The 25343-nt window shown below is 35.8% G+C and carries 22 protein-coding genes; 9 read left to right on the forward strand and 13 right to left on the reverse strand.

Annotated elements, in window-relative coordinates:
• The first annotated feature begins 120 nt into the window (after positions 1–120).
• From H7U22_RS19815 to H7U22_RS19830, 4 genes are all read left to right on the forward strand, one after another.
• Positions 121–2127: a sensor histidine kinase gene (locus H7U22_RS19815; RefSeq protein ID WP_187073079.1), complete on the forward strand. Its 2007-nt coding sequence runs from the start codon at positions 121–123 to the stop codon at positions 2125–2127.
• Between the two features lie 221 nt (positions 2128–2348).
• Positions 2349–3173, forward strand: a complete 825-nt coding sequence (locus H7U22_RS19820; protein ID WP_187073080.1) for a helix-turn-helix domain-containing protein — start codon at positions 2349–2351, stop codon at positions 3171–3173.
• 84 nt (positions 3174–3257) lie between these two features.
• Entirely contained in the window at positions 3258–3821 is a 564-nt protein-coding gene (locus tag H7U22_RS19825; RefSeq protein ID WP_187073081.1) for a cupin domain-containing protein, read from the forward strand.
• Positions 3822–3829: 8 nt separating this feature from the next.
• Positions 3830–4576: a LytR/AlgR family response regulator transcription factor gene (locus H7U22_RS19830; RefSeq protein WP_187073082.1), complete on the forward strand. Its 747-nt coding sequence runs from the start codon at positions 3830–3832 to the stop codon at positions 4574–4576.
• Between the two features lie 335 nt (positions 4577–4911).
• Here H7U22_RS19830 and H7U22_RS19835 read toward each other — a convergent pair whose 3' ends face one another.
• The 4 genes from H7U22_RS19835 to H7U22_RS19850 form a co-directional block, all read right to left on the reverse strand.
• Entirely contained in the window at positions 4912–5946 is a 1035-nt protein-coding gene (locus H7U22_RS19835) for a DUF2157 domain-containing protein (RefSeq protein WP_187073083.1), read from the reverse strand.
• 73 nt (positions 5947–6019) lie between these two features.
• Positions 6020–8233 carry a cation:proton antiporter domain-containing protein gene (locus H7U22_RS19840; protein WP_187073084.1) on the reverse strand — a complete coding sequence of 738 codons (2214 nt, stop codon included), beginning with the start codon at positions 8231–8233 and terminating at the stop codon, positions 6020–6022.
• Positions 8234–8341: 108 nt separating this feature from the next.
• The gene (locus H7U22_RS19845; RefSeq protein WP_187073085.1) at positions 8342–8695 is read right to left on the reverse strand and encodes a hypothetical protein; all 354 of its coding nucleotides are present in this window, start codon (positions 8693–8695) and stop codon (positions 8342–8344) included.
• Positions 8696–8820: 125 nt separating this feature from the next.
• The gene (locus H7U22_RS19850) at positions 8821–9192 is read right to left on the reverse strand and encodes a winged helix-turn-helix transcriptional regulator (RefSeq protein WP_187073086.1); all 372 of its coding nucleotides are present in this window, start codon (positions 9190–9192) and stop codon (positions 8821–8823) included.
• A 147-nt stretch (positions 9193–9339) separates the two neighbouring features.
• On the opposite strand from H7U22_RS19850, the gene H7U22_RS19855 reads away from it, so the two are divergent.
• Positions 9340–9774, forward strand: a complete 435-nt coding sequence (locus tag H7U22_RS19855; RefSeq protein ID WP_187073087.1) for a DUF1304 family protein — start codon at positions 9340–9342, stop codon at positions 9772–9774.
• Positions 9775–9848: 74 nt separating this feature from the next.
• On the forward strand, positions 9849–10472 hold the full coding sequence (locus H7U22_RS19860) for a hypothetical protein (RefSeq protein ID WP_248284814.1): 624 nt from the start codon (positions 9849–9851) through the stop codon (positions 10470–10472).
• A gap of 14 nt (positions 10473–10486) precedes the next feature.
• On the opposite strand, the gene H7U22_RS19865 is transcribed toward H7U22_RS19860, so the two are convergent.
• The 6 genes from H7U22_RS19865 to H7U22_RS19890 form a co-directional block, all read right to left on the reverse strand.
• A complete protein-coding gene (locus H7U22_RS19865; RefSeq protein ID WP_187073089.1) occupies positions 10487–11482 on the reverse strand; it encodes a bifunctional riboflavin kinase/FAD synthetase in 996 nt (331 codons plus the stop codon).
• Between the two features lie 164 nt (positions 11483–11646).
• Complete coding sequence (locus H7U22_RS19870) at positions 11647–12507, reverse strand: YitT family protein (RefSeq protein WP_187073090.1); 861 nt, start codon at positions 12505–12507, stop codon at positions 11647–11649.
• Positions 12504–13235 carry a tRNA pseudouridine(55) synthase TruB gene (gene truB / locus H7U22_RS19875; protein WP_187073091.1) on the reverse strand — a complete coding sequence of 244 codons (732 nt, stop codon included), beginning with the start codon at positions 13233–13235 and terminating at the stop codon, positions 12504–12506. The genes H7U22_RS19870 and truB overlap by 4 nt, the downstream gene beginning before the upstream one ends.
• A 26-nt stretch (positions 13236–13261) precedes the next feature.
• Complete coding sequence (locus tag H7U22_RS19880; protein WP_187073092.1) at positions 13262–14056, reverse strand: undecaprenyl-diphosphate phosphatase; 795 nt, start codon at positions 14054–14056, stop codon at positions 13262–13264.
• An 83-nt stretch (positions 14057–14139) separates the two neighbouring features.
• Positions 14140–14370, reverse strand: a complete 231-nt coding sequence (locus H7U22_RS19885; RefSeq protein WP_187073093.1) for a DUF3098 domain-containing protein — start codon at positions 14368–14370, stop codon at positions 14140–14142.
• The gene (locus H7U22_RS19890) at positions 14370–15248 is read right to left on the reverse strand and encodes a cell division protein FtsX (RefSeq protein ID WP_187073094.1); all 879 of its coding nucleotides are present in this window, start codon (positions 15246–15248) and stop codon (positions 14370–14372) included. The genes H7U22_RS19885 and H7U22_RS19890 overlap by 1 nt, the downstream gene beginning before the upstream one ends.
• Positions 15249–15449: 201 nt before the next feature.
• Here H7U22_RS19890 and H7U22_RS19895 point away from each other — a divergent pair, with 201 nt between their 5' ends.
• Both H7U22_RS19895 and H7U22_RS19900 read left to right on the forward strand, forming a co-directional pair.
• Positions 15450–15857, forward strand: a complete 408-nt coding sequence (locus H7U22_RS19895) for a hypothetical protein (protein ID WP_187073095.1) — start codon at positions 15450–15452, stop codon at positions 15855–15857.
• A 261-nt stretch (positions 15858–16118) separates the two neighbouring features.
• Positions 16119–19490 (forward strand): leucine--tRNA ligase, encoded by a 3372-nt coding sequence (locus H7U22_RS19900; protein WP_187073096.1) that lies wholly within the window; start codon positions 16119–16121, stop codon positions 19488–19490.
• 759 nt (positions 19491–20249) lie between these two features.
• Here the strand turns inward: H7U22_RS19900 and H7U22_RS19905 are convergent.
• The 3 genes from H7U22_RS19905 to H7U22_RS19915 all read right to left on the reverse strand — a co-directional run bounded on the left by H7U22_RS19905 (position 20250) and on the right by H7U22_RS19915 (position 24962).
• Positions 20250–21557 (reverse strand): DEAD/DEAH box helicase, encoded by a 1308-nt coding sequence (locus H7U22_RS19905; RefSeq protein WP_187073097.1) that lies wholly within the window; start codon positions 21555–21557, stop codon positions 20250–20252.
• 385 nt (positions 21558–21942) lie between these two features.
• Positions 21943–23280, reverse strand: coding sequence for an MFS transporter (locus H7U22_RS19910; protein ID WP_187073098.1), 1338 nt, complete (start codon positions 23278–23280; stop codon positions 21943–21945).
• A gap of 344 nt (positions 23281–23624) precedes the next feature.
• Positions 23625–24962, reverse strand: a complete 1338-nt coding sequence (locus H7U22_RS19915) for an APC family permease (RefSeq protein ID WP_187073099.1) — start codon at positions 24960–24962, stop codon at positions 23625–23627.
• On the opposite strand from H7U22_RS19915, the gene H7U22_RS19920 reads away from it, so the two are divergent.
• The gene (locus tag H7U22_RS19920) at positions 24957–25178 is read left to right on the forward strand and encodes a hypothetical protein (protein WP_187073100.1); all 222 of its coding nucleotides are present in this window, start codon (positions 24957–24959) and stop codon (positions 25176–25178) included. The genes H7U22_RS19915 and H7U22_RS19920 overlap by 6 nt on opposite strands.
• The last annotated feature ends 165 nt before the right edge of the window (positions 25179–25343 follow it).

Consider the following 25343-nt stretch of genomic DNA (forward strand, 5'->3'; position numbering starts at 1 on the left):
TTTCTTGGAGAAAGACAATAAAGCCCACATTTTTTCCATTCCCTCAAAAAACCTGTTGTTTACCATAAAGTTTCTCGAAAGCATTCTGCTTTTGTTTATATTTAAGCATATAAGCTATTTATGTATAACCGTTTGTTTTTGCTATGTTTTTTGGTTGCAACCGTTCAGGTTTGCAAGGCACAGCAACCAATTGTTTTAAATGGACAGCCAAACTGGAAAGCTGATGTAGATATTGCCGATAAATGTTTGTTTTTTGAAGATCTATCGGATAAGCCACTATCTTTTGAAGCCATACAGAAACAAAAATTTATTCCTTTTAGTAAAAACCTGCAAAAACAACGTTTATCTAACAGGCCGTTAATTACTCAATGGCTTAAAGTTATTGTTAGCAATATTTCGACAAAAGACACTATAAATCTTCATTTAGATGCTTCTGCGCATTATTACACCAAGCTATACGCCAATAATAAATTAATAGCACGTGGTGGTGCTTACGAAACCAATGCGCCTAATGATGCGCTTTTTGCAATGCCATTTACCGTTCTGCCAAAAACCACAGTTACTTTATGGGTGTTTACACAAGACCGCCAAAATCAGTTGGTCGATTCTCACCTATTTCTCAAAACACCCAATAATGATGCCGTTGGAAATGTAAAAAACAACTTTGAAGTGAGGTACCTTTTCTTGTTGATGGCCGCCATAGCTGGCTGTTTGTTTTTTATAAGCGTGTATGCCATTTATCAATATTATCTGTATCGAGATACGGCCTTTAAATGGTATATAGGCTACACCATAGCTTCGTTTTTCATCACCTTGTATTGGATGGATATTCGCCTGCATATTATGATTTTCAATCCTTTTGTAAGGGATATTATTTTCTCTATATTTTTATTTTTCGTGCCAGTACTCTATACTTTTTTTATTGGGAGTATGTTGCAACTTCCGCATCACTTTAAAAAAGGTTGGTTACTTGTAAAAGTTTTGGTGGTAATTGCTATTCTGCAAATGTTAATCGAGTTTGTGCAGGTAACTACAGGTTGGTTTATGTTTCCAGCCAATTATTATGGAGTGGTTTTATCGGTAATTCCAATTATAGTTTTAAATGTTATTTTGCTTATACTAACTGCTAAAAGCAAGGATGCTGTTAAGTGGTTTTTGTTTAGTGGGCTGGTTAGCATGTTGCTTTTATGGTGTGTGGGTTTAACTGGTTTTTTTGCTTTCATTCCGTGGCATAGTCCTGAGTGGTTTGTTATCGTAATTTTTCCGCCAGTTTTTATGATGTTAGGTATTGCTATAGAAGCGATTTGTTTCTCATTTGCGTTATCTTATCGAAGTAAGCTTGTGTTGGTTGAGAAAAATAACCTGCAAAAAAATTATAACCAGCAATTGGAAACTGCGCTACAAAAAAGAACAACCGAATTAGAAACGCAAGCCAAACTTATAGAGGCGCAAAAAATTAAGCAGCTACAAACTACATTTGAACATCAAATTGCCGAAACACAAATGACTGCCTTGAGGGCTCAAATGAATCCGCATTTTATTTTCAACTGTCTTAATTCCATTAAACTTTACACGCTTGAAAACAATGCTGATCTCGCCTCGGAATACCTAACCATGTTTTCGCAATTAATTCGGTTGGTATTAGAAAATTCACATGCTGATAAAGTTACGCTTCAAAAGGAATTGGAAACCTTAAAGCTTTACATAGAGCTTGAAGCCATGCGATTTAAGGATAAAGTGAGGTATGAGATTAACATACAATCAGATCTCGATCAGCAGTACATAGAAATTCCCCCTTTGCTACTTCAGCCTTATGTTGAAAATGCCATTTGGCATGGATTAATGCATAAAAAAGAAGGCGGTATAATTAAAATTGATGTAGTACAATTATCAGAACATCTTTTACAGGTCGAAATTACGGATAATGGAATTGGTCGAGAATTAGCCAACAGCATTAAAAGCAAATCCGCAACCAAGCAGAAATCATTCGGTTTGGAAATTACCTCAGAGCGAATCCATTTAATAAATCAGTTATATCAAATTAATACTGATGTAAACCTAATTGATTTAAAGGATGAAAAACAAAATCCTATTGGTACAAAAGTGATTATTAAAATACCGATTTAAAAACTTAAGTAGAAAGGCCAAAGCAAAATGAATGTTCTTTTAAAATTCAGAAACTATTTAAAATGCCTCGTTTAATTTACTTTCGGTTGTACGTGAGGACAAGTACAACGGCTGGTGGATTTAAAGGATGGAGAACAAAAGACTAAAGCAATAGAATAATATTCGCTTTGCACTCCCTCCCTTCTGGGGAGGGTTGGGGTGGGGCCAGTTATTTAAACAAGATGATTTACAAAATAATACAACCCGCCATTCATTTAAAAAGCATCGTTAAAGATTATTTGTTGTTGCATTATGTATTTGATCATCGTAATTCGACACCAATTAAGCCTTTTCCAGCCAACACTCAGCATTGCTTGGTTTTCTATTTAAGAGGTAGTATAACTGCCTTTAACCCTAAAACTAAGTTATACACAGCTTTCCCTAAAATTTCAATAAATGGGTCGCAAATTTCGCGGTTCGATTTTCATCTTTCACCGCAATATTCAATGTTTTCGATAAATTTTCAGCCTGGCGCCATGTCTAAATTTCTTAAAACCCCACTTACAACATTTATGGATGAAAGAATTGATGCCGAAGCTGTATTAGGTTCGGGAATAAGCGAAATATATGAGCAAATGGTAAACACAAATTGCTATGAAAGCTTGATTCAAATCGTTGAGGAATACCTCAGCAAAAGCATCCAAAAACTAAAAAATGATGACCAACCGATTGATAAAATTGCTCAGTTAATTACTCAAAATCCGAGCAATTACACGGTTGATAAAATGGCCGATTTGGCCTGTTTGTCTATTAGCCAGTTTGAGCGCAGATTCGTACAGCAATTGGGGATTACCCCAAAATTTTACGCCAGGATTAATCGCTTTTATCAAGCCTATCAAATTAAAGATCAGAATCCCGAAGCAGATTGGTTTAGTATTGCTATTAAAACTGGATATTACGATTACCAACACTTAGTGAAAGACTTTAAAGAATTTGCGCATACCTCTCCGCATTCCTTAATTGAGGCTCAAGCACAATCGCCAGAAAGATTTTTTGGAATCGGGTAATTCGCTGATTTTATACCACTAAATTGTTTTTTATGAAATCTATTTTTGTTCTATCAATCTATTAATTCATCAAAAAAACAAAAAATGGAACGTAGAAATTTTATTCAAAGTACAGTTGCATTATTGGCAACATCTAGCATTACATTACCAGTATTCGCTCAAAATAGCGTGCCACTAAAAAAAGGTTTTAAGGTGAAAGCTTTAGCGACGCGTTACAAAGAAAAAATTGTTTATGGCAAAACACCCATCGATTTTAAACTTTTAAGCAATGATACACATAACCAGTTGTCTATATTTATAAGTACAAACAACTTAAAAGGGTTTGGTCCACCATTACATATTCACCATACTTTTGATGAATTTTTCTGTGTGTTAGAGGGCGATTTTTTATTTGAGTTGGATGATCGTATTTTAACTTTAACCAAGGGGGATAGCTTATTTATTCCTAGAAATACGAAACACCGCTTTAATTATAATGGAGAAACAGCAGGAACATTATTGGTTGGGATAACCCCGGGAAAAGGAATAGAAAAATATTTTGCCGATATGGGCAAATTACTCACGAATGATGGTGTGCCCGATATGGTTAAAATGCAAGCACTCTATAAAACTTATAATTCTGAAATACTTGGTCCACCAATGAAATAAAACGTTATATGCTAAAAGCAATTATTATTGATGATGAGCCTGATTGTGTAAAATTGCTTGCATTACAACTAAAAATGTACTGCAAACAAGTTGATGTTATTGGTGAATATACACATAGTGAAGATGGATTGTTGGGCATAAAAGAATTGCAACCGGATCTTGTTTTTCTGGATATTGAGATGCCAATGATGAATGGATTTCAACTGTTAGAGAAGTTGGGCGATATTAATTTTAGCTTAGTTTTTGTAACTGCTTATGATCAGTTTGCGGTAAAAGCATTTAGATTTAGTGCTTTAGATTATTTATTAAAACCCATAGCAGGCAATGATTTAACCACGGCTGTAAAAAAAGCAGAAGCACGTAAATGGCCGGAAAAACAACAGTTGGAAATTTTGAAGCAACAATTAAAAGGTGACGAAAAAATTTGGCCGGAGAAAATAGCGTTACCTTTTCAAAACGGGGTAACTTTTGTAGAGCTAAAACAACTCATTTATTGCAAGTCTGACAATAATTACACTCATTTTTACCTAGCAGATAATCAGCAATATACAGTTGCAAAAACATTGGGAGACATACAAGAAATTTTAGAGGAAAGGAATTTTCTACGTGTTCATCGCCAATATCTAATCAATTTAGATCACATTAAAAAGTATGTGCGTGGAGAAGGCAATTATCTTATCCTTTCAAACGGACAAAGTATTCCTGTAGCTCGCAATCAAAAAGAGAGGCTAATTGAGAAATTTGGGTGGTTGTAAATTCGTTTTTAAGTCTTTAGTTTGGGAAAAATTAGAAAATCAGGTTTCTGTAATGCTTAGGTTATTGTAGCCCTGCTTTTGGTACAAGCCAAACAGAAAAGTTTGGGCTTTTCCCGCCAATCAGGTTTAATGAGGTTAAAACTGTTCTTATTTGGTAACAAATTAACTATTAACCTGAGTTCGGCAATTAAACCGCCTTTTACAATCGCTGTGAGCATGTTACAAGAACGGCCGTCATTGCGAAGCTGGCCTTGTGCGAGCTGAAGCAATCTTTTTTGCCTAAATAGATTGCTTCGTGCCTCGCAATTACGAACAATTGCTGGTAAAGTTATTGTTTACTTCAAAAACTCCACATTCCAGATTTTTTCTGCCTTTCTGCCGATGAGCCAAAACGATGCTGCCAATACAGAAAAGAATAAAGCCTTATGCCAGCTATCCCAAAAATATTCAAAATAACGGGTGTAAAGGTTTATGAATAGGAAGGTAATTCCGAATTCTCTGGCAATATCATCATGGTATTTTAAGCCAAAAACGGTGCTAATTACACAAACTGTTGCAGAAATTAATGCCCAATAAAATAAACTTAACTGCCGCACATTATACCATTCTTCCAAGCTGGCAAAGTTGCCAAAAACTGATAATGCCCAAAGCGATACAAATAAATAAACCATTCCGGCGATATATGTAACCTGAAAAAAATGTTGCGTTTTTGGTAGCGCTTTCATAATAAAGGAAGCTGCGGTTAAGATTGCTCCAAACACCACAAAACGCAAAGGATAATTCATTCCGAGGAAATAATAATTCCAGCGACTTAAATATCCGGTTTCCGTTCCAAACCAAGCCCCAAGTGAAATTAAAGCGAAAATCCAGATTAATCTCGAGCTGAAAATATAACCCAATGCGCCGTAAATAAATACCGAAATTAGAATCAGAATCGAGAAATTACCCGATCCATTATCTATCGCTTTGCCAAAGTAAGCTATTGCATTTGCAGTTAAAAGGATGGCCGAAAATACAATCGCTTCATTACTAAATTTTAAATGCGCCAGTTTTTTCTTTCTTCTAAAACCTAAAATGTACAACCAACCAGCTAAACCTCCAGAAACAATAGCAATAACAATATTTGGCGTGTTATAAACCCTCTTTAAGTAATTCAGGATAGAATTATCAATTAAAAGCGAACCCAATGCAATGAAACCACAGGCGAGCGCTACCCAAAAAGCATATTGTGCAAGGCGAAGCCAATCGAAATTTTTCGCCTCATAGCTCTTTCGAAGTTTTGTGCTGGTTTCTTCATTAATTAAGCCGTCGGTTTGCCACTGCTCAATTATATCATCAAGAAATTCACTTTTCTCTCTATCGATTTTCATAGGTTAGGTTGTATACGAAGATATAAAATTAGTATCAAGATGAAAGTACCAGATATCAACACCAATTCTTCAATCAAATCACTTCCTTAATTTTCTTATTATTTCCTACAATCCAAATTACATCACCATTATCAAAAACAAAATCGGATGATGGATTTAAAATTTTATCTTCTCCACGCTCAATACCAACAATTAATGCTTGTGCTTTTTCTCTAATTCCTGCATTTCGAATGCTTAAACCATAAACCGGAGATTCAGAATTTACAAGCACTTTTTGAAGCGTCATTTCTTTATCTGGAAAACTTTTTTCTGATTCTGTTTCTGGAATATCTACTTCGAGAAGACCTTTTACCGAAGCGAGTTGATCATCCGCACCAATTAAAAGAAGCTTATCATTCGGATATAATCGTTCATCTCGCCCGGGTGTTGGAATGTTGTTTCGCCCACGTTCAATCATCGCGATGTTTACACCATACTTCTCTCGGATCATCAACTCTGCCAATGTTTTACCAACCACTTCAGATTCTGGTGAAACCGTTAATTCGGCCAAGTGAGTGTCCCAAGGCAATATTGCAGGTTTTTCGTTTTCTCTGGCATTTAAATTTAACATAAAGCGTTTCTCCAATTTATCGTAAAACGATTGAAGTTTTCTTGAAAAAATAATCATCCCGAAAACAATTAAACCTAAGGCAATTCCTGCTGCTACCCAAGTATCAAAGAATTCGTACATCAAAAATCCGACAAAGAAGATTCCAAGCGCTATTCTGAAAAATTCTATTGCGATTAATGGTCCACGGGTATATTTTTTATTTAGCCAAAGATGAGAATACGCTGTTTTTTGGATTCTCCTAATGGAAAGTGCCCATAAAAAAGGCGACATCAAAACGAAAGAAACTACAACGCTAATAATGATTGAAGTTAGACTATTGGCGATGTTTTTTGCAATAAAAGGTTGAACGTATCTGTAGGCCAAAAAGATAATCGCGATAATAATAACGGAGTGAATAATGGTGTTGAAAATGTAGGAACGCAAAAGAACTTTCCAATCGCTTAGCGTTGTTATTCCTTCTGTACTTGAGCTGTATCTTTCAATTCCATCTAGCCATTTTTTAGGTAATACACGATTTAAATATTGATAAAATGGCTCAGATAATTTGATTAAATATGGCGTTGTAAATGTAGTGATGGCTGCAACTGCAACTGCAATTGGATATAAGAAATCACTAGTTACTTTTAGGGTTAATCCTAATGATGCAATGATGAAAGAAAACTCTCCAATTTGCGCCAAACTCATGCCCGATTGTACAGAAGTTTTTAAAGGTTGGCCAGATAATAATGCACCCAGTATGGTAAATATGATTTTACCCAAAATAACAACTAATGAGGCTATAAGAATGGGAACTGCATATTTAACCAACATGGAAGGATCTATCAGCATCCCAACGGATACAAAAAACACAGCTGCAAATAGATCTTTAACCGATTTAGTTAGATGCTCAATTCTTTCGGCCTGAGTAGTTTCAGCAAGGATTGAACCCATTATAAATGCACCAAGGGCAGGAGAGAAGCCTACCTTATCTGCCAACAGAACCATGACCAAACATAAGGCTAGAGATACTACCAGCATGGTTTCATCATTCATAAGCTTTTTGGTTGCCTTTAAGAAAGAAGGAACCAAAAATATTCCCCCTAAGAACCAAAGTACAAGGAAAAAAGCCAGTTTTAAGATGGAATAAAGCATCTCTGTACCTGCAGATTGTTGACTTACCGCAAGAGTAGAAAATAAAACAAGCAGTAAAATGGCAACTAAATCTTCTACAATTAAAACGCCGAATACCAAGCCAGCAAATTTTTTGTGCTTTAGGCCAAGTTCTTCAAAAGCCTTTATGGTAATCATAGTTGATGAAATGGATAGAATTCCGCCGAGGAACAAACTATCCATGTCTTTCCAGCCCATGCCCTTACCAACTAAATAACCCGCTAGGATTACAAATAAAACCTTCACAATCGCGGTAATGGAGGCCGAACCGCCAACCTTAACCAGTTTTTTAAAACTAAATTCTAACCCAAGGCTAAACAATAGGAAAATAACACCAATCTCTCCCCAAATATTAATGCTTTTGGTATCGGTAACGGATGGAAAGAAGCTTAAATGAGAACCAACTAGTAGTCCGGCTAAAATATAACCCAATACTAAGGGTTGCTTAATTCTTTTAAATATGAGTGTGGTTATTCCAGCGGCGGCAAGAATTAAACCTAAATCGGCAATTAAATCTGGTAAATGCATCTATTAAAAATATTATGATCTTGGGTAAATAACTTTGTACGAGCAATTTTAATTTGCTCGACTTTTGAAAAATACGACTGCGTTCTGCAGTTTAAAAAATCAAATTACTTACCAAAAAAAATGTTTTGGATAAAGCATTTTAAACAAACACCAATAATTGTATTTTAATCTTTTAATGAGGATTTTGGAGTTGATATTTCTATTAAATGTTTGTAGAAATACCAAAAATAATAAAATGAGGAATGATCCTGTAGAAATTTTTAAAGTGGTATTAGAAATGAAATCTCTTTGCAAGCTTTCATTATCCTGCTGAAAATTTGAATGCAATTTTGAAATTGCTTTGGTAGAAATGAAGCTTTCTTTATAGCCGTTATTTTTAGCATTAAATTCTTTTTTCTGCGATGCGAAACCTGCAAAATTTAATGAAATTAGCAAAAAGAAAAGGATGTAAAAAAGCCTCATTGCCGTAAATATAGCGAAAATGAGGCTTTTTTAAAAGGGAAAGTTCGTTTAAGTTGTTAATAAAGTTTTTTAAAATAATCTAAAGTTGCCTCTTTATCTTCATGTAATTTGAACGGAAAATGCCTCTAATTCGATTTATTAGTTTCTTTCGCCTGCTTAATTATTTTATGAAAAGTCTCTTTATAACTTTCTCCCCAGCCTTTCATAGCGTATAGTACTTGCAAAGCGCTTTCGCCACCTTTTGTTAATGAATATTCTACTTTCGGAGGCAAAACACTATGAATTTTCTTCTCTACAATACCATGAAATTCAAGTTCAGAAAGTTGCTGATTCAAAACTCTTGCTGATGCTTGTGGAATAGATTTATGCAACTCAGACGGTCGTTTTAAGCCTTTATTGATATTTGCCAGTAAATTGGCTTTCCATTTTCCGCCAATAATTTCAATGGCGATATTTAATCCACAGGATAAATCTTTAGGTATTTTCTTCTCGTACATTTTATGCAGTTTTTAAACCTGTAAACTTCATTAATATACGTATTTTTAATGTACGGTTAAAATTATCAGTACATGACAATTTTAACCGTACTTGTATTTAACGCATCTATGTTGAAACTTTGGCTTTAGTATAATCTACTGCAAATTATGGGTTTAAGCCGGTTTACCAAAGTATTGGTTGTTTTTGTGATTTTCGATTTTTTTATGTTTTTTATTCTGGAAGCCATTTTTTGGATGCAACCTTTTGTGCATAATCTTTTGCTTACATGGTTCGATAATCCTCCGGTAAGTTTAGGTTTCGAAATGCATGCATTAGTTTTGAAAAAACTTTTTATTAACCAAGGTTTCTACAATCTTTTTTTTGCTGTTGGGGGCATTGCGGGTTTGTATCAACTAAAAGTGAATCGTAGTGTAGGTTATGCATTAATTTTGTTGGTTTGTTTTGCTGCTGTTGGAGCGGGTATGGTTTTGGCAATCACATCAAAAGCTTATTTACTCGCTACCTTGCAGGCCGTCCCAGCTGCTATAGCATTTTACAATATTTTTATCCTAACCAAACATTATAAAACTGAAAGAAAATGATAGAGAAATTGCCTGTATTTATATCGATTACATTTGGGTTGATAACGCTAATAACACTTTGGCTTTTTTATAATTTGTTAAAAAAATCAACTGTTGAAAAAATTGCAAATCCTGTGTGCATAACCTTGATAATTTGGCTGGTTTTACAAGCGGTTTTAACACTTAAAGGATTTTATAATACCAATACTACTGTATTGCCACCAAAAATAATGCTGTTTGGGATTTTGCCAGCAATTTTTGTAATTATATTATTATTTGCAACACCCAAGGGGCGAAGATTTATTGATGCTTTACCATTGAAAGATATTACCTACCTAAACACAATTAGACTCCCGATTGAAATTGTATTGTTTTATTTGTTTTTGAACAAGGCTGTTCCTCAGTTGATGACTTTTGAGGGGCGAAATTTTGATATTATTTCTGGTATTACCGCACCTTTTATTGCATATTTTGGTTTTACAAAACAGATGCTGAGCAGGAAATTAATTTCAGGTTGGAATTTTGTTTGCCTTATACTTTTAATAAATATAGTTGCTAATGCTTTGTTATCAGCGCCATTGGCATTTCAGCAATTTGCATTTAACCAACCCAATATTGCAATTTTAAATTTTCCTTTTAGTTGGCTTCCAACATTTTTAGTCCCAATAGTTTTATTTGGACATTTAGTTTCAATAAGACAACTTTTAATTGCTCGCTAACAATGGCGTTTATTTTAAATAGCTTGATTAAAATAATCTAAAGTTGCTTCTTTATCTTTTTGTAATTGAAGGGTAAGTGCTTCTAGTCCGGTGAATTTAACATCATGACGGAGGAATTTCAGGAAATTCATTTTAATATCCTGACCATAAATTTCTTGATTGAAATCGAAAATATTAACCTCTATGTTTCTCGTCATTCCGTTTATGGTTGGGCGTTGCCCGATGTAGGCCATACCTCTATAAGTCCGAAGTCCGGAGTATGAGGCCTGAAGTGTATTTGCCGATTCTAAACCTTCTTCTCTAAATTCTGCACTCATGTCTACCGTGACAGCATAAATGCCATCGCCTGGGATAAGTTTGTAGGTTTCTTCAATAAAAATATTTGCTGTTGGGAAGCCAATAGTTCTGCCAATTTTATCGCCTTTAATTACTCTTCCAAAAATGGAAAATGGATAACCTAAATAATCGTTGGCTAAACTTACATCGCCCGCTAAAAGTGCCTGACGGATTTTAGTAGAACTTACGGCAACATCGTGAATATCCTGTTCCATAATTTCTTCTACCGTAAAGCCATAATGTAATCCAGCGCTTTTTAAATCGATTAAATTGCCCGAACGATCTTTGCCAAAACGATGATCGTAGCCAATAATAATATGCTTAGTACCAATATTATCTACAAGAGTATTTTTAATATAATCTTCTGGAAACTGATTTGAAAAATCTCTTGTAAATGGTGTAATAATTAAATGATCTACACCCAAACTTTCTAAAATTTCGGCTTTTTCATTAATGGTATTGATCATTTTTAAATCCTGATTTTCAGGATCGATGATCATTCTTGGATGTGGGAAAAAAGTTAGAATGACGCTTTCTCCTTGATCGCTCTTGGCCTTTTCTACCAATTGTTTAATAATTTTTTGATGTCCAAAATGAACACCATCAAAAGTACCGATGGTTACAATTGCTTTATCTAACTTTTTAAAATCGGAAAGGTTGTTGTATATTTTCAAGGGTGAAATTTTTTTAATAAACTGGGTTTTACATGAGTGATGGAAGCGATATCCTTTTTTGTTATTCCTTCGACAATCTTCGAATAACAATAACAAAAAAGATTTAGCGTACAGCCCGACCCCTTGCGCAGCTTGGGGGCATGCCCAAATTCTTTTTATTTATTTTAATGTAATGCATGGCGTTTAACTACACCACCTTTTAAATCGGCTATTTGTTGTTGGATTACAAAGGCATCGGCATCTATTTGCCTAATTGCTGTTTGTAATTTACTCATTTCTAGCTTTGTAACTACTGTAAATATAATGTCGATATCTTTTTTGTCGCCATAACCACCTTCGCCTTTGTAAATGGTTACGCCACGTTTCATTTCGTTAATTATAAAAGCTTTTATAGCATCTTGATGCTCGGAAATTATGGTTACGCCCGTATATTGTTCGATCCCGTTAACGATAAAATCTATCGTGCTTGAGGCCGATAAATAGGTTAGAATTGCATAAAGTGCGGTTTCGATATTTAAAAAATAGGCCGCAAAAGCGAAGATGATGATATTTAGAATCAGGATGATGTTCCCTACGGTTAAAATACTGTTTTTACTGATGTATAGGGCTAAAACTTCTGTTCCATCGATAACGCAACCGCCACGCATGGCTAAACCAATTCCGCCACCTAGAAATAAGCCACCGAAAAATGCAATCAATAATTTATCGTGGGTAATTGGCTGAAAAGGAAGAACGATCAATGCAACTGATAAGGCCGCAATGGCTACAGCCGTTTTAATAGCGAATCCTTTTCCTATTTGCCTGTATCCCAAAATTACAAATGGAATATTGATAATAACGATTAAGTAGGAAAGTTTGAAGCCTGTTAAGGTGCTGATTAAAAGAGAAATACCTGTAACGCCACCATCAATAAAATGGCTCGGCATTAAAAAACTTTTTAGTCCAAAACACGCTGAGGTAACACCGGCAATAATAAGAAGAACTTCTTTTATAAATCTGGTGTTTCTGTTTTTAATGTGGTTCATACTTCGGCCTGTGTTTTAGCTTCTTCTTTCTTACTGCGAATATAATCAACGAGTTCTAAAACCTCAAATGCATTACTGAGCAAAAAGTTTCCGCTCCGTGTACGAACGAGTTTGGAAAGATATGCGCCACTGTTTAAAGATTTTCCAAAATCGGAAATGAGCGAACGAATGTAAGTTCCTTTACTGCAAACAATTCTGAAATCGATTTCGGGTAACGCTATGCGGGTAATTTCGAATTCGGGAACGGTTACAAAACGTTTGCGAAGTTCTACTTCTTCCCCCAAACGAGCTTTAACATATAAGCGTTCGCCATTAACTTTTACCGCAGAGTGTGCGGGTGGATATTGTTCGATATCGCCTGTAAATTGTGGGGTAGCCGCGTAAATCTGCTCTTCAGTAATCTGGCTAATATCGAAAGTAGAATCTACTTCGGTTTCCATATCGAAAGATGGCGTTGTTGCGCCTAAAATCATGGTGCCGGTATATTCTTTTTCTTCTGCCTGAAATGTATCTATCTGCTTGGTTAGCTTGCCCGTGCAAATAATTAGCAAACCGGTTGCCAGCGGATCTAATGTGCCGGCATGACCAACTTTTAACTTTAATGGCTTTAACGAATTGCGGATTTTGCCAACCACATCAAAAGATGTCCATTTGTATGGTTTATTAATTAAAAGGAGTTCGCCTTCGGCAAAATTGAATTCTTTAAACTTTGAATTTTCTGTGCTCACAAATCTTTTTTGCGCAAAGATACAGATTATATAATTTGCAAGTTGTGGCCCGCTAGCAACAAGATAATAATTGCCAAACCTGCCACAATTCTGTACCAACCAAAAACCCTGAAACCGTGTTTGTTTAAATAACCGATAAAGCTTTTAATAGCAAGTAAAGCTACTACAAAAGCAATTACATTGCCTATAATTAGCAAGTTGGTTTGATCGTGAGAAATGGTATGACCTTCTTTATAAAAGTCGTAAAGCTTTTTACCTGTTGCAGCAAACATGGTTGGCACTGCTAAAAAGAAGGAGAATTCTGCTGCAACTTTTCTGCTCAACTTCTGGCTCATACCACCAACAATAGTCGCACCAGAGCGGGAAACACCCGGAATCATTGCGATACATTGGAAAAAACCGATTTTTAAAGCCGTTAAATAAGTTACATTCTCTTCTTCGTTAATTGTTGGCTTGTTAAACCATTTATCAACGAATAATAAAATAACCCCGCCAACTAGTAAAGAGATTCCAACGGCCATTGGGCTTTCCAATAACTCGTCGATTTTTTTGCTTAATAATAAACCAAAAACCGCTGCAGGAATGAAAGCTACAATTAGCTTTAAATAGAAGTTAATCGATTTGAAAAAACGTTTAAAGTATAAAACCAAAACTGATAGGATTGCACCTAACTGTATTGCGATGGTAAATAGTTTAACAAATGGATCAGAGGCAATTCCCATAAAAGAGGACGCTATAATCATATGGCCGGTGCTGGATACTGGTAAGAATTCCGTTAATCCTTCTACAATGGCAAGGACAATGGCTTCGAAATAGTTCATATTATTTGGGGTGTGAAGAGTAGAAATGAAGAAAACGCTTAAAGTAAATTAAGCGTTCTCAAAATATAACCCGTTTGGATAAATTACTTTTTTAAAACAGCGTAAATTCCAAAACCGAAACCAGATAGCACAACAAGAGGTGCTAATAAAGTTCTTCTGAAATCATATATGTCGCCAGTTGTTCCCATCATTAAAATGAAACCAACCGCTACAATTGCAATGCTGATTAATAATAATTGATAGTTTTTTTTGCTAAAAACCAATTCGCTTTGTTTAGCGTCCTTAACAATCGGACTTGCTTTTTTTTCTGCCATTATCTATATAGATGATAAGATTTTAAACGTAAATATCTGCTTACAGCAAACCAAGTACTAATACCTGTTATAAAAATACCAATGATTATTAGTCCGACAAATACGAAACCAAATTCTTTGTAGTTGTTCAAGATTATAATTTCTGGTACTTCTTTGCGTGCATAAATTAATGTAGCCAATAAGATGATGATCGCTATAAAGGCAGCAATTAAACCATGCAAAGCAGCGAATAATAAGAAAGGACGTCTGATAAAATTTTTCGTTGCACCAACCAGTTGCATACTTTTAATTAAAAAACGCTGAGAGTAAATGGCTAATCGTATCGTGTTGTTTATCAGCGCTATAGAGATAACTAAAAGTAATAGTGCAAAGGCTAAAATGATTAATCCGATGGTGTTAATGTTTTTGTTTACCATATCAATTAACGAGCTCTGATAAACTACTTCTTTAACCACAGGGTTTTTAGAAATGCTTGCTTTTAAACCATCTATACTTTTATTATTTGCATATTCTGCTTTTAAGTACACATCAAAAGTTGAAGTTAAAGGGTTGTAACCTAAAAAGTTAACAAAATCCTCACCTAAATCTTGAGTTAAATTTCTAGCGGCCAATTCTTTATTTACATATTGGGTTTGCTTAACCGCAGGGTTAGAATTTAGTTCTTTTTGGAAAGCCAAAACATCTGTTTCCTTAGCGCCTTCATCAACAATTATATTTAAAACGATATTTTCTTTAACGTAATTAGACAGGTTTTTGGCATGTACAAGTACCAACCCAAGTAGCCCCAGCATTAATAAAACCAATGCAATACTAATAATAGTAGAGATATATACGGTTTTGGTTTTCTTAGATGCATCACTTACTTCGAATTCTTCCATGTATTTCAATTTTGTTTCTGCGAAAATATAAATTATACCTGATAAACACCAATTTAATGAGGGTTTAAATCAACACTAACGCATAAGTTGAAGTTTTAGTTTTGCCAAAAATCCAAATCAAAATTGGTCTATTTTTTAATATCGGTACGAAATTTGGTTAAAGGGCGTTATTAATCATATCTAAACCCTAAATATTTTATCATGAAAAGACAAATTACATTCTTAAGCCTTTTATTCCTTGTCACGACGGGCCTTTTTTCTTGCAAGAAAGATACTGAATCTACAAAAGCCCGAATTATGGGTAAATGGACAGTGAATAAAATTGTAATCACAGGCAACACTACTGATGCAGCCAACGGCACTTTTACTTATGGTAAAACAAGTGACTACATGGAGTTTAAATCCAATGATGATGATCAAGTAGAATTAAGTTTATCTGGTCAAAGAACCATCGGGACTTATGTTGGCACCCAAGATAGTTTTAATATGGCTTTCCCAGAAGAGGGAGCGTCTTATTGTACAATTAACAGCTTAACTGAAAATGTACTTCAATTTACAGCCAAAGTTGATAAAACTAACCTTGTTAAGGTGTATTATTTATCACGCTAAAAAACCTTAATTCCGATTATTTGCTTGCGCCATTGGTTTTTACATCAATGGCGCATTTTTTTTATCAAAATTGTCGTCATTGCGAGGCATGAAGCAATCTTTCTCGTAAATAGATTGCTTCGTGCCTCGCAATGACGATATCGTTAATAACTGGTTTTTGATCCTCTTTGCGGTAAAATCTGTGTTTCCGTGGCAAAAATTATGTTTTACTAAACCCCTTAATTTCCGTAATTTCGCCCCTTTAAAAATTTAAAACTTGCAATGGATTACCAATTCAAAGAAATAGAACAAAAGTGGCAGAAATTTTGGGCCGATAATCAAACATTTAAAGCTGAAAGTAATTCTGAAAAGCCAAAATATTATGTGTTAGATATGTTTCCTTATCCATCAGGAGCAGGTTTACACGTTGGTCACCCACTGGGTTACATTGCATCAGATATTTTTTCGAGATACAAACGCCTTAAAGGTTTTAATGTTTTGCATCCGATGGGATATGATTCTTTTGGTTTGCCCGCAGAACAATATGCGATACAAACTGGTCAGCACCCGGCAATTACAACTGAAGCAAACATTGCAACTTACCGTCGCCAGTTAGATCAAATTGGTTTTTCTTTCGATTGGAGTCGTGAAGTGCGCACCAGTGAGCCATCTTATTACAAATGGACACAGTGGATTTTTATGCAGTTGTTCAACTCTTGGTATAACATTGAAAACGATAAAGCGGAAGATATTTCCACTTTAATTGAAAAATTTAACGTTTCCGGCACAGCCGATGTAAAAGCGGTTTCCGATGAGGATACTATGGAGTTTTTACCAAGTGATTGGGCGACATTTACGGAAGAAGAAAAGCAAATCGAATTATTAAAATATCGTTTAACATATCTTAGAGAAAGTACCGTAAACTGGTGCCCTGCTTTGGGAACCGTTTTAGCAAACGATGAAGTGAAAGACGGCTTCTCTGAGCGTGGTGGTTACCCTGTTGAGCAAAAGAAAATGATGCAATGGAGCATGAGGATCACGGCTTATTCTGAAAGGCTTTTGCAAGGTTTGGATACCATCGATTGGCCAGAACCAATAAAGGAAATGCAACGTAACTGGATTGGGAAAAGTGTGGGGGCATCAGTAAAATTCAAAATCCTCACCCCAACCCTCTCCGAAGGAGAGGGAGCTACAGGCTACGGTTATGAAACTGGAGACCCGATGTTATGGGATATTTTAAAAGCTAATGCCAGAGAAAACAGAGGAAATCAAACAGCTGCAGAAGATGCACTTTGGCAAGAATTAAGAAACAATAAAACTGAGCATAAAATTAGGAGACAACATCCAATAGGTACATATATCGCCGATTTTATTTGTTTAAATAAGAGATTAATTATTGAGGTTGATGGTGGCTATCACCTTGAAAATCAAAAAAATGATGAAGCTAGAACTGGAGCTCTTAATCAATTAGGCTTTGATGTTATTCGCTTTTCAAATGAAGAAGTTTTAAGTAATCCAATAACGATTGCAAATAAAATAAAACTAGTATTAGACATCAGGAAGGATAGTGCAAGGGAAAAGCTAGGCGATTCGAACTCCCTCTCCTTCGGAGAGGGGCGGGGTGAGGCGAGTATAGAAGTCTTCACCACCCGAGTAGATACCATTTTTGGTGTTTCTTATTTAGTTTTAGCACCCGAGCATGAATGGGTTGCTGAACTAACTACGCCGGAACAAAAGCAAGAAGTTGAGAACTATATTGCGCAAACGAAAAAGAAATCGGAATTAGACCGCATGGCGGATACCAAAACCGTTTCTGGAGCTTTTACAGGAAGTTATGTTATTAATCCAGTAAATGGCGAACGCGTGCCATTGTGGATTGCCGATTACGTTTTGGCTGGTTACGGAACGGGTGCGGTTATGGGTGTGCCAAGTGGCGACCAACGCGATTGGTTGTTTGCAACGCATTTTAACTTACCAATTATCCAGATTTTGGATGGACAAAAGGATATAGATGTTCAGGCAGACCATACCAAAGAAGGAAAATATATTAACTCTGGTTTTATCAATGGATTAACTTATCAAGAAGCTGTTCCGTTATTGAATAATTGGTTAGAAGAAAATGAAGTTGGAAAAGCAAAAGTAAACTTCCGCCAGCGTGATGCGATTTTCGGTCGCCAGCGTTATTGGGGAGAGCCGATTCCTGTTTATTTCAAAGATGGTTTACCTTACTTAATCAAAGAGGAAGAATTGCCTTTAATCTTACCAGAAATTGATAAATATTTACCTACCGAAACAGGAGAACCACCTTTAGCGAGAGCTGAAAACTGGGTTCCGAAAGATGGCGGACATTACGAATTAAGCACCATGCCGGGTTGGGCCGGTAGTAGCTGGTACTGGTACCGTTATATGGATGCTAATAACGATGCTGACTTTGCTTCAAAAGAGGCTGTTGAATACTGGAAAGATGTTGATTTATACATTGGTGGTTCTGAGCACGCAACCGGCCACTTGTTGTACAGCCGTTTCTGGAACAAGTTTTTGAAAGATTTAGGTTATACAAAGGAAGAAGAGCCTTTCAAAAAGTTGATTAACCAGGGGATGATTCAGGGGAGGAGTAATTTTGTTTATAGATTAGTTAAGACCAATACATTTCTTTCAAAAAATATCTATAAAAATCTATTAGAGTACGAAAGTGCACTGAACAAGAGTAAAACTGGGCAAGTATTTCAAACTTTTATTGATGATATCAATTACGCAAATTTATTATCTGAAAATACTTACAATGAAGAAGATAATACTGTTTTCGACTATAATGGTAAGTTTTTTTCTCAACCTTTACATGTAGATGTAAATATTGTAAACAACGATATCTTAGATATTGAGAAGTTTAAAAAATCAAGGCAGGAGTATTCTGACGCTAAGTTTATTCTTGAAGATGGAAAATACATTTGCGGTGTTGAAGTTGAAAAAATGTCGAAATCAAAGTTCAACGTGGTTAATCCCGATGATTTGATTGAACGTTATGGTGCCGATACTTTGCGGATGTACGAAATGTTTTTAGGTCCGTTGGAGCAAAGCAAACCTTGGAACACGAATGGTATTGAGGGCGTATTTAAGTTCTTGCGTAAGTTTTGGAGGTTGTTCCACAATGAGGCTTGGGAATTTACTGTTTCGGATGCTGAGCCAACTAAAGCGGAATTAAAAACTTTACATAAAATCATTAAAAAAGTTCAGGATGATATCGAGCGTTTCTCTTTTAATACTTCGGTATCTAGTTTTATGATTGCAGTTAATGAACTAACAGATTTAAAATCTAACAAACGAAGCATCTTGCAGGATATGGTAATTTTGTTATCCTCTTATGCACCACACATCTGCGAAGAACTTTGGGTTCAATTGGGTAATGAAGCAGGAAGTTTGTCTTACACGGCGTTTCCAACTTTCAATCCAGAACATTTGGTAGAAGATGAATTTGCTTATCCGGTTTCGATTAATGGAAAAATGAAAATGAACCTGAATTTGAGCTTAACTTTGGCTCAGCCAGAAGCGGAAGCCATTTTGTTTGCTGATGAACATTTTCAGAAATATTTAGAAGGTAAAACACCAAAGAAAATCATTTTTGTAAAGGGAAAGATTATTAATGTGGTGGTTTAAGCAGAAAGCTTAAAGACCAAAGCTGAAAGGTTTCCAGCAAAGTTTTATAACAAAACCCCGAGTTGAGCAATCAATTCGGGGTTTTTTATGCTTTCCGTCTTTGCGAGGAACGAAGCAATCTTACTACAATAGGTTTTATAGTGACCGCATTTGGATTGCTTCGTACCTCGCAATGACGACAGTTTTTGTAGGGTGCATGAATATGATAGATTCTGAATCAAGTTCAGAATGACGGCCGTTTTTGTAAGGTGTATAAGCATGAAAAACGCTGAATAGGCTTATGGTTTTTAATGCTTTCCGTCATTGCGAGGCACGACGCAATCTTACTACAATGAGTTTTATAGCGATCGCATTAAGATTGCTTCGTGCCTCGCAATGACGACCGCTTTACACTGCATCAAGTTCAAAATGACGGCCATTCCTTGGTAAACAATTCACTTATTCATCGCCGTTCGGCTTCAGCCAACGGATATTTTTTAAGGCTAAGATCATTCCCAATTTTATTAGGAATTTTAAAGCTAATTGCATTAGGATTCCCGCCTGCGCGAGAATGACGGCAATTCTTATTAGGTGCATGAGAATGAAAACCCTTAAATAAATTCAGGGTGACGGCCGTAAATGGAAAGTGTTTCAGACCATTCACCTATTCATTGCCGTCTGGCTTCAGCCGACGGATAACAAACAAAAACCCGAGCTGTAATTTACAACTCGGGTTTTATATAATTGGCAGGAAGGCTTTATTCTTTCTGCTTTAGTCTTTTATCTTTCAGCTTTTCTTCTATTACCACCGAACTTTCTTTGTCCGCTGGCATTACGAGGTTTGCCACTCATGTTACCATCACCACTTCTTTTAGCTCCACCGCCGCCACCACCTTTCGATTGTGCTTGAGGTTTGCGTTTAACTTGGTTTTTGGCCATCATACTTTGCCACGATAATGGATAAGGATGATCTTCAACAATTGGTAAAGTAATTTTAATCAGCTTCTGAATATCTAATAAGTATTCATTTTCTTCCGCATCGCAAAATGAAATTGCGATTCCATTTGCACCAGCGCGGCCAGTACGACCAATTCTGTGTACGTAAGATTCTGGAATGTTTGGCAATTCGTAATTGAAAACGTGAGATAACTGATCAATATCAATACCACGGGCAGCAATATCAGTTGCAACCAAAACGCGGATTTTTCTATCTTTAAAATCAGTTAAAGCTCTTTGTCTTGCGTTTTGAGATTTATTGCCATGGATAGCAGCCGATTTAATTCCAGCGAAACCTAAATCCTTAACAATCCGATCTGCACCATGTTTGGTACGCGTAAAAACCAAAGCGGTTTCAATTGCTTTATCATCCAAAAGGTGAATTAATAATTTCTTTTTATCAGGTTTATCAACAAAGTAAATAGACTGATTAATGGTTTCAGCAGTTGAAGAAACTGGTGTAACTTCTACTTTAGTTGGGTTAGATAAAATTGTGTTTGCTAACTTCTGAATTTCATCTGGCATAGTAGCTGAGAAAAATAAAGTTTGGCGTTTTGCAGGCAATTTAGCTACAACTCTTTTCACATCGTGAATGAAACCCATATCCAACATACGGTCGGCTTCATCTAAAACAAAAAGTTCTATTGAGTTTAAGTTTATAAAACCCTGGTTCATTAAATCTATCAAACGGCCAGGTGTAGCCACTAAAATATCGATACCTTTTTTTAAAGCTTCTACTTGCGAATGTTGATTCACACCGCCGAAAATTACAAGGTGGCGTAAGTTTAAATTGCGACCATAAGCTTTAAAGCTTTCTTCAATTTGAATGGCAAGCTCGCGTGTTGGGGTCAAAACTAAAGCTTTAATTGTTTTTGAAGCTTTGGTGTTAATGTGTTTTTCGTGCAGTAATTGCAACATCGGGATGGCGAAGGCAGCGGTTTTTCCGGTTCCTGTTTGTGCGCAGCCTAATAAATCTTTTCCTTTTAATATTGTTGGGATGGATTGCTCCTGTATAGGCGTAGGTTGAGTATAACCTTCTGTCTCAAGGGCCTTTAAAATAGGCTCAATGAGGTTTAATTCTTTGAATAACATGTATTTTTTTGTGTAATATTTATCGAAGAAGCTAGAACAATCATTTGTTGAAGGACTAACTTGCGGATTGCTTTAAATGATAAAGAAATTCTGCTTCGGGGGCAAAGGTAAGTAAATTAATTGTTTTTTGCTAAAACTAGATCGGAAGCTTCACAGTGAAAGTAATTTCGATTAATTTTTGGAAATGAAAGTTAATGACTTTTGGCGAACAGCAGGTCCAGCCCTCGCTTCAATCCCCGAAGAAATCCTGATAGCTATCGGGACGGGGTATTTCCGCTAAGTCAGGTTTATAAACTATGGATAGTATTTCAAATATCGAGCATAGACTATGATTCAAGAAAGGAATGCCCTAATCCTAAAATCCTTTAATCTTTTTAAATCCTGGTCAATCCTTATTCTCCTTAAACCTACTAAAAAACAAAAGCGCAATTAAGCAAAGCCCGAAGCCAACAACACCATTTAATCTTAATCCAAAATCATTGCCTGGATCTTTACCATAAATGGTTAACATGGCAAAAATGGCAATCCCCAAAGTTTGACCAAGCTTAACGAAAAGATATTTTACCGCGAAGAACATCCCCTCATGATTTTCTCCTGTTTCTAATGTATCCTTTTGAGCAATATCGGCTAAAATGGCTGTTGGTAAAATGCCCAATGCCGCCAATGGAAAAGAGGCAGAAAGAACCAATATGTAGATTTGAGTATAAGGACCAAAAGGCAATTTTCCTAAGAAAAATATGGTTACAAATATTAGGCAAAGTACACCGAAAGCAATCAGCACAAATGGCTTTTTTCCAATTTTGGCCGAACCAAAGTTTACCAGCGGATAAAAAAGTAGTGAAGCGAAAACCATTGCCCCCATAAACTTTCCGCCCTCCGATTCGGGCAAGCCTAAAAGTACGGTACAGAAAAATAATAATCCGCTTGAAATAATACTCAGCGCTGTATAAAAAGCAAAATCAGAAATCAGGTAATATTTGAAGTTGCTGTTTTTAAAGGTGTTTTTTATCGCTGGCCAAAGCGGAACATGCGTAGGTTTAGCGACAGAAAATTCCTTTTCATTGATAAAAAATATTGGCAAAAGCATCACTAAGCCAGATAAAATACACAATCCCCAAATTGCAATTTGAACAGCCTCACTGCGATTGGCAACATGAAAATTGTGCTGAACCAAATCGGCGAAATTATTTGTGCAAGCAGAGAGAATAATTCCAATTACAAAACCAACCTGTTGGTAACTAGATAGTTTTACTTTCTGTCTTGGTGTATTCGTTACTTCAGCAAGTAAGGCATTGTAAGGAATAATATAAGTAGTTACTGACACGAAGAATAAGCATAAAGTGATGGTTAACCACCAGGCATTATGCAAACTTTCTCCTTTTTGAATAGGATAGAACACCAATGCACAAAAAATCATTGCAGGCACTATGGCAACTTTCATAAATGGCATTCTGCGTCCATTTGGGTTCCTGCTTGCATCACTTTTAGAAGCAATAAAGGGATCGAAAACGGCATCGACCAATCTGCCAGAAGCGGCAATAATGGAAAGAATATTAAAAGCACCCAAGAAAACAAGTTGTGGTACCAATGGAGGCAAACCTGCATTACTTGGTGGAAGATAAAAATAGGGTAGCATTACGATGATGATGTTGGTCATCGTACTCCAGCCAATCATGCCTGCTGCGTAAGCAATTTCTTGTTTTAAAGAGAGTGTTTTGTTCATTAATTAATTTTAACGATTAAGTTGTTGTCTATATTTTTAAGCCGTCATTTCGACCGAAGTGGAGAAATCTTTGTAAAGAGAAACCTGGTTCAAAGACTTCTTTTTTGACACAGGTTAACTTAAATATTTAAAAGCACACCATCAAATCTAAATCTCACGGAACCTTGAAAAACGGAATCGAAATTTCAGTTTTTAGACGCTTTACAACTTTCTATTTCAGCAATAATTTGCATTTTAAACCCGACAGTAGCGACAGCCCCGAATTTTTTTTATGAGGGCTATAGCAAATGGCGGGACTATCGAAACCGATGAGCACCGAAATTGCTTTTCAAATAAAAATTTATCTACTTCCTTTTCATTATTCTACTGATAAAATATATTACCAAAAAGCCAATAAAAATATACAATCCATTTAACGCTGCATTTGGATCATCAGCATAAATGCTAAAGGCTACAAAGGTATAAGCTGCAATAAATATTATTGGCAATATAGGATATAATGGGACAGTATAAATGGTTTTTTTATCAAGATGTGCAGTTCGTTTCCTCAAGATAAAAATTGTAGCTGCGGAGCTCGCCATACTAATGCTTTCTAAAAAGATAGTGTAGTTTAAAATTTTATCGAAAGTTTTGGCAAAGAAAATAATCACAATTGCAACCACGGTAAAAACCGTTAAGCTTAAGGTCATTACTTCGGTTTTCTTATTTATTTTACTGAAAACTTTTGGCAACGCACCTTCTTCGCCCATAGCAAACATGGCTCTTGGGTTGCTCAATAAATTTACATTTACATAGCCCATCACCGAGAAAAAAATAATTACCGAAAGTAGATTAAAGCCAATTGGGCCAAATATTTTCGATGCCAATATGGCGGCAATACTCTCTGCGGATTTCAATTCTTCGAACCCGATTATTTTAACGTAAACGTAATTAATGGCTAAATATAAAGTTACAATAATGGTTAAGCCGATGATGATAGAGCGGGGAATAACTTTTTTGGCTTCCTTTACCTCGCCTCCAAAATTTATAGTTTGCGCATAACCCGCATAAGAGAATGAAACGGCAATTAAGCACAACCCCAAAGCTTTGCCATAGTCAGACCAGACTGGGAGCGCTCCACTTACGGTTTTAAAAATAGGGGTAATGGTTTCTGTTTTTCCACCAAAAAAGATAGCACATATTAAAGTAAGCACCATGCCTATTTTAATTACTGTTAATACGTTTTGGGTTTTGGCACTTGCTTTTAAGCCTAAAAGATTAATTAAATAAAAAATTAAGATGGTTGTAATGGCAATCGCAACGCGATAAGTCTCGTTTTGCTTATCTATTGGTAAGATTATTTTACTTAAATATTCTGCCCCAATAATTGAAATGGCCGCTACCGATGCCGCACTCGAAATTAATACAATACAATTAATGGCAAATGCAATTGACGGATGATAAGCAATGGAAAAAATTTTATAATAACCGCCAGTAACCGGGTAGCGTGAACCAATTTCTGCATATGTTAATGCACCACAAAAAGCTACGAAACCTCCAATTACCCAAGCCAAATAAAACAGTTCTGGAATTTGTGCTTTCGACGCAACATTAACAGGTGTACGGAAAATACCCATCCCAATAACTAAACTAACCACAATCATGGATAAATCGAAAAGAGAAAGTTGCTTTTTTTGTTGCATTTAAGAAATAATAAAGGATGGGATGAAGATAAGGAAAATAGGTTAGATGGAAGATGGAATGTGGAAGATGGAAAGCAGATTTTTGTCCTGGCCGGACGGGCTCTTTTCTTTTTGATGTCAAAAAGGAAACAAAAAACACCGGCTGAAAATTTTTCTATTAAAGTTAGTGCTTTGGCTTTGCCTAGCTATGCCGAAAAATTTGTTAGGCCGGATTAAAGTAGAACGTAGATGAAGTACTAAGGCTAAGTTGGGTTGCATATTAAGTGTACCTAGTTGTAGTCAGAAAAGGAATACACAGCATATTCTAATATCATTTACTTAAGATTTTTTACCACAGATATCCAAATATTTTATTTAAAAATTACTTTATCTGTGCCTATC

This window comes from Pedobacter fastidiosus (assembly GCF_014306625.1).
GTDB lineage: Bacteria > Bacteroidota > Bacteroidia > Sphingobacteriales > Sphingobacteriaceae > Pedobacter > Pedobacter fastidiosus.

Bases quoted from the DNA above. Each gene is read 5' to 3' on its own strand.
- H7U22_RS19815 (WP_187073079.1), top strand. From the start codon at position 121: ATGTATAACCGTTTGTTTTTGCTATGTTTTTTGGTTGCAACCGTTCAG.
- H7U22_RS19820 (WP_187073080.1), top strand. From the start codon at position 2,349: ATGATTTACAAAATAATACAACCCGCCATTCATTTAAAAAGCATCGTT.
- H7U22_RS19825 (WP_187073081.1), top strand. From the start codon at position 3,258: ATGGAACGTAGAAATTTTATTCAAAGTACAGTTGCATTATTGGCAACA.
- H7U22_RS19830 (WP_187073082.1), top strand. From the start codon at position 3,830: ATGCTAAAAGCAATTATTATTGATGATGAGCCTGATTGTGTAAAATTG.
- H7U22_RS19835 (WP_187073083.1), bottom strand. From the start codon at position 5,946: ATGAAAATCGATAGAGAGAAAAGTGAATTTCTTGATGATATAATTGAG.
- H7U22_RS19840 (WP_187073084.1), bottom strand. From the start codon at position 8,233: ATGCATTTACCAGATTTAATTGCCGATTTAGGTTTAATTCTTGCCGCC.
- H7U22_RS19845 (WP_187073085.1), bottom strand. From the start codon at position 8,695: ATGAGGCTTTTTTACATCCTTTTCTTTTTGCTAATTTCATTAAATTTT.
- H7U22_RS19850 (WP_187073086.1), bottom strand. From the start codon at position 9,192: ATGTACGAGAAGAAAATACCTAAAGATTTATCCTGTGGATTAAATATC.
- H7U22_RS19855 (WP_187073087.1), top strand. From the start codon at position 9,340: ATGGGTTTAAGCCGGTTTACCAAAGTATTGGTTGTTTTTGTGATTTTC.
- H7U22_RS19870 (WP_187073090.1), bottom strand. From the start codon at position 12,507: ATGAACCACATTAAAAACAGAAACACCAGATTTATAAAAGAAGTTCTT.
- H7U22_RS19880 (WP_187073092.1), bottom strand. From the start codon at position 14,056: ATGAACTATTTCGAAGCCATTGTCCTTGCCATTGTAGAAGGATTAACG.
- H7U22_RS19885 (WP_187073093.1), bottom strand. From the start codon at position 14,370: ATGGCAGAAAAAAAAGCAAGTCCGATTGTTAAGGACGCTAAACAAAGC.
- H7U22_RS19890 (WP_187073094.1), bottom strand. From the start codon at position 15,248: ATGGAAGAATTCGAAGTAAGTGATGCATCTAAGAAAACCAAAACCGTA.
- H7U22_RS19895 (WP_187073095.1), top strand. From the start codon at position 15,450: ATGAAAAGACAAATTACATTCTTAAGCCTTTTATTCCTTGTCACGACG.
- H7U22_RS19900 (WP_187073096.1), top strand. From the start codon at position 16,119: ATGGATTACCAATTCAAAGAAATAGAACAAAAGTGGCAGAAATTTTGG.
- H7U22_RS19905 (WP_187073097.1), bottom strand. From the start codon at position 21,557: ATGTTATTCAAAGAATTAAACCTCATTGAGCCTATTTTAAAGGCCCTT.
- H7U22_RS19910 (WP_187073098.1), bottom strand. From the start codon at position 23,280: ATGAACAAAACACTCTCTTTAAAACAAGAAATTGCTTACGCAGCAGGC.
- H7U22_RS19915 (WP_187073099.1), bottom strand. From the start codon at position 24,962: ATGCAACAAAAAAAGCAACTTTCTCTTTTCGATTTATCCATGATTGTG.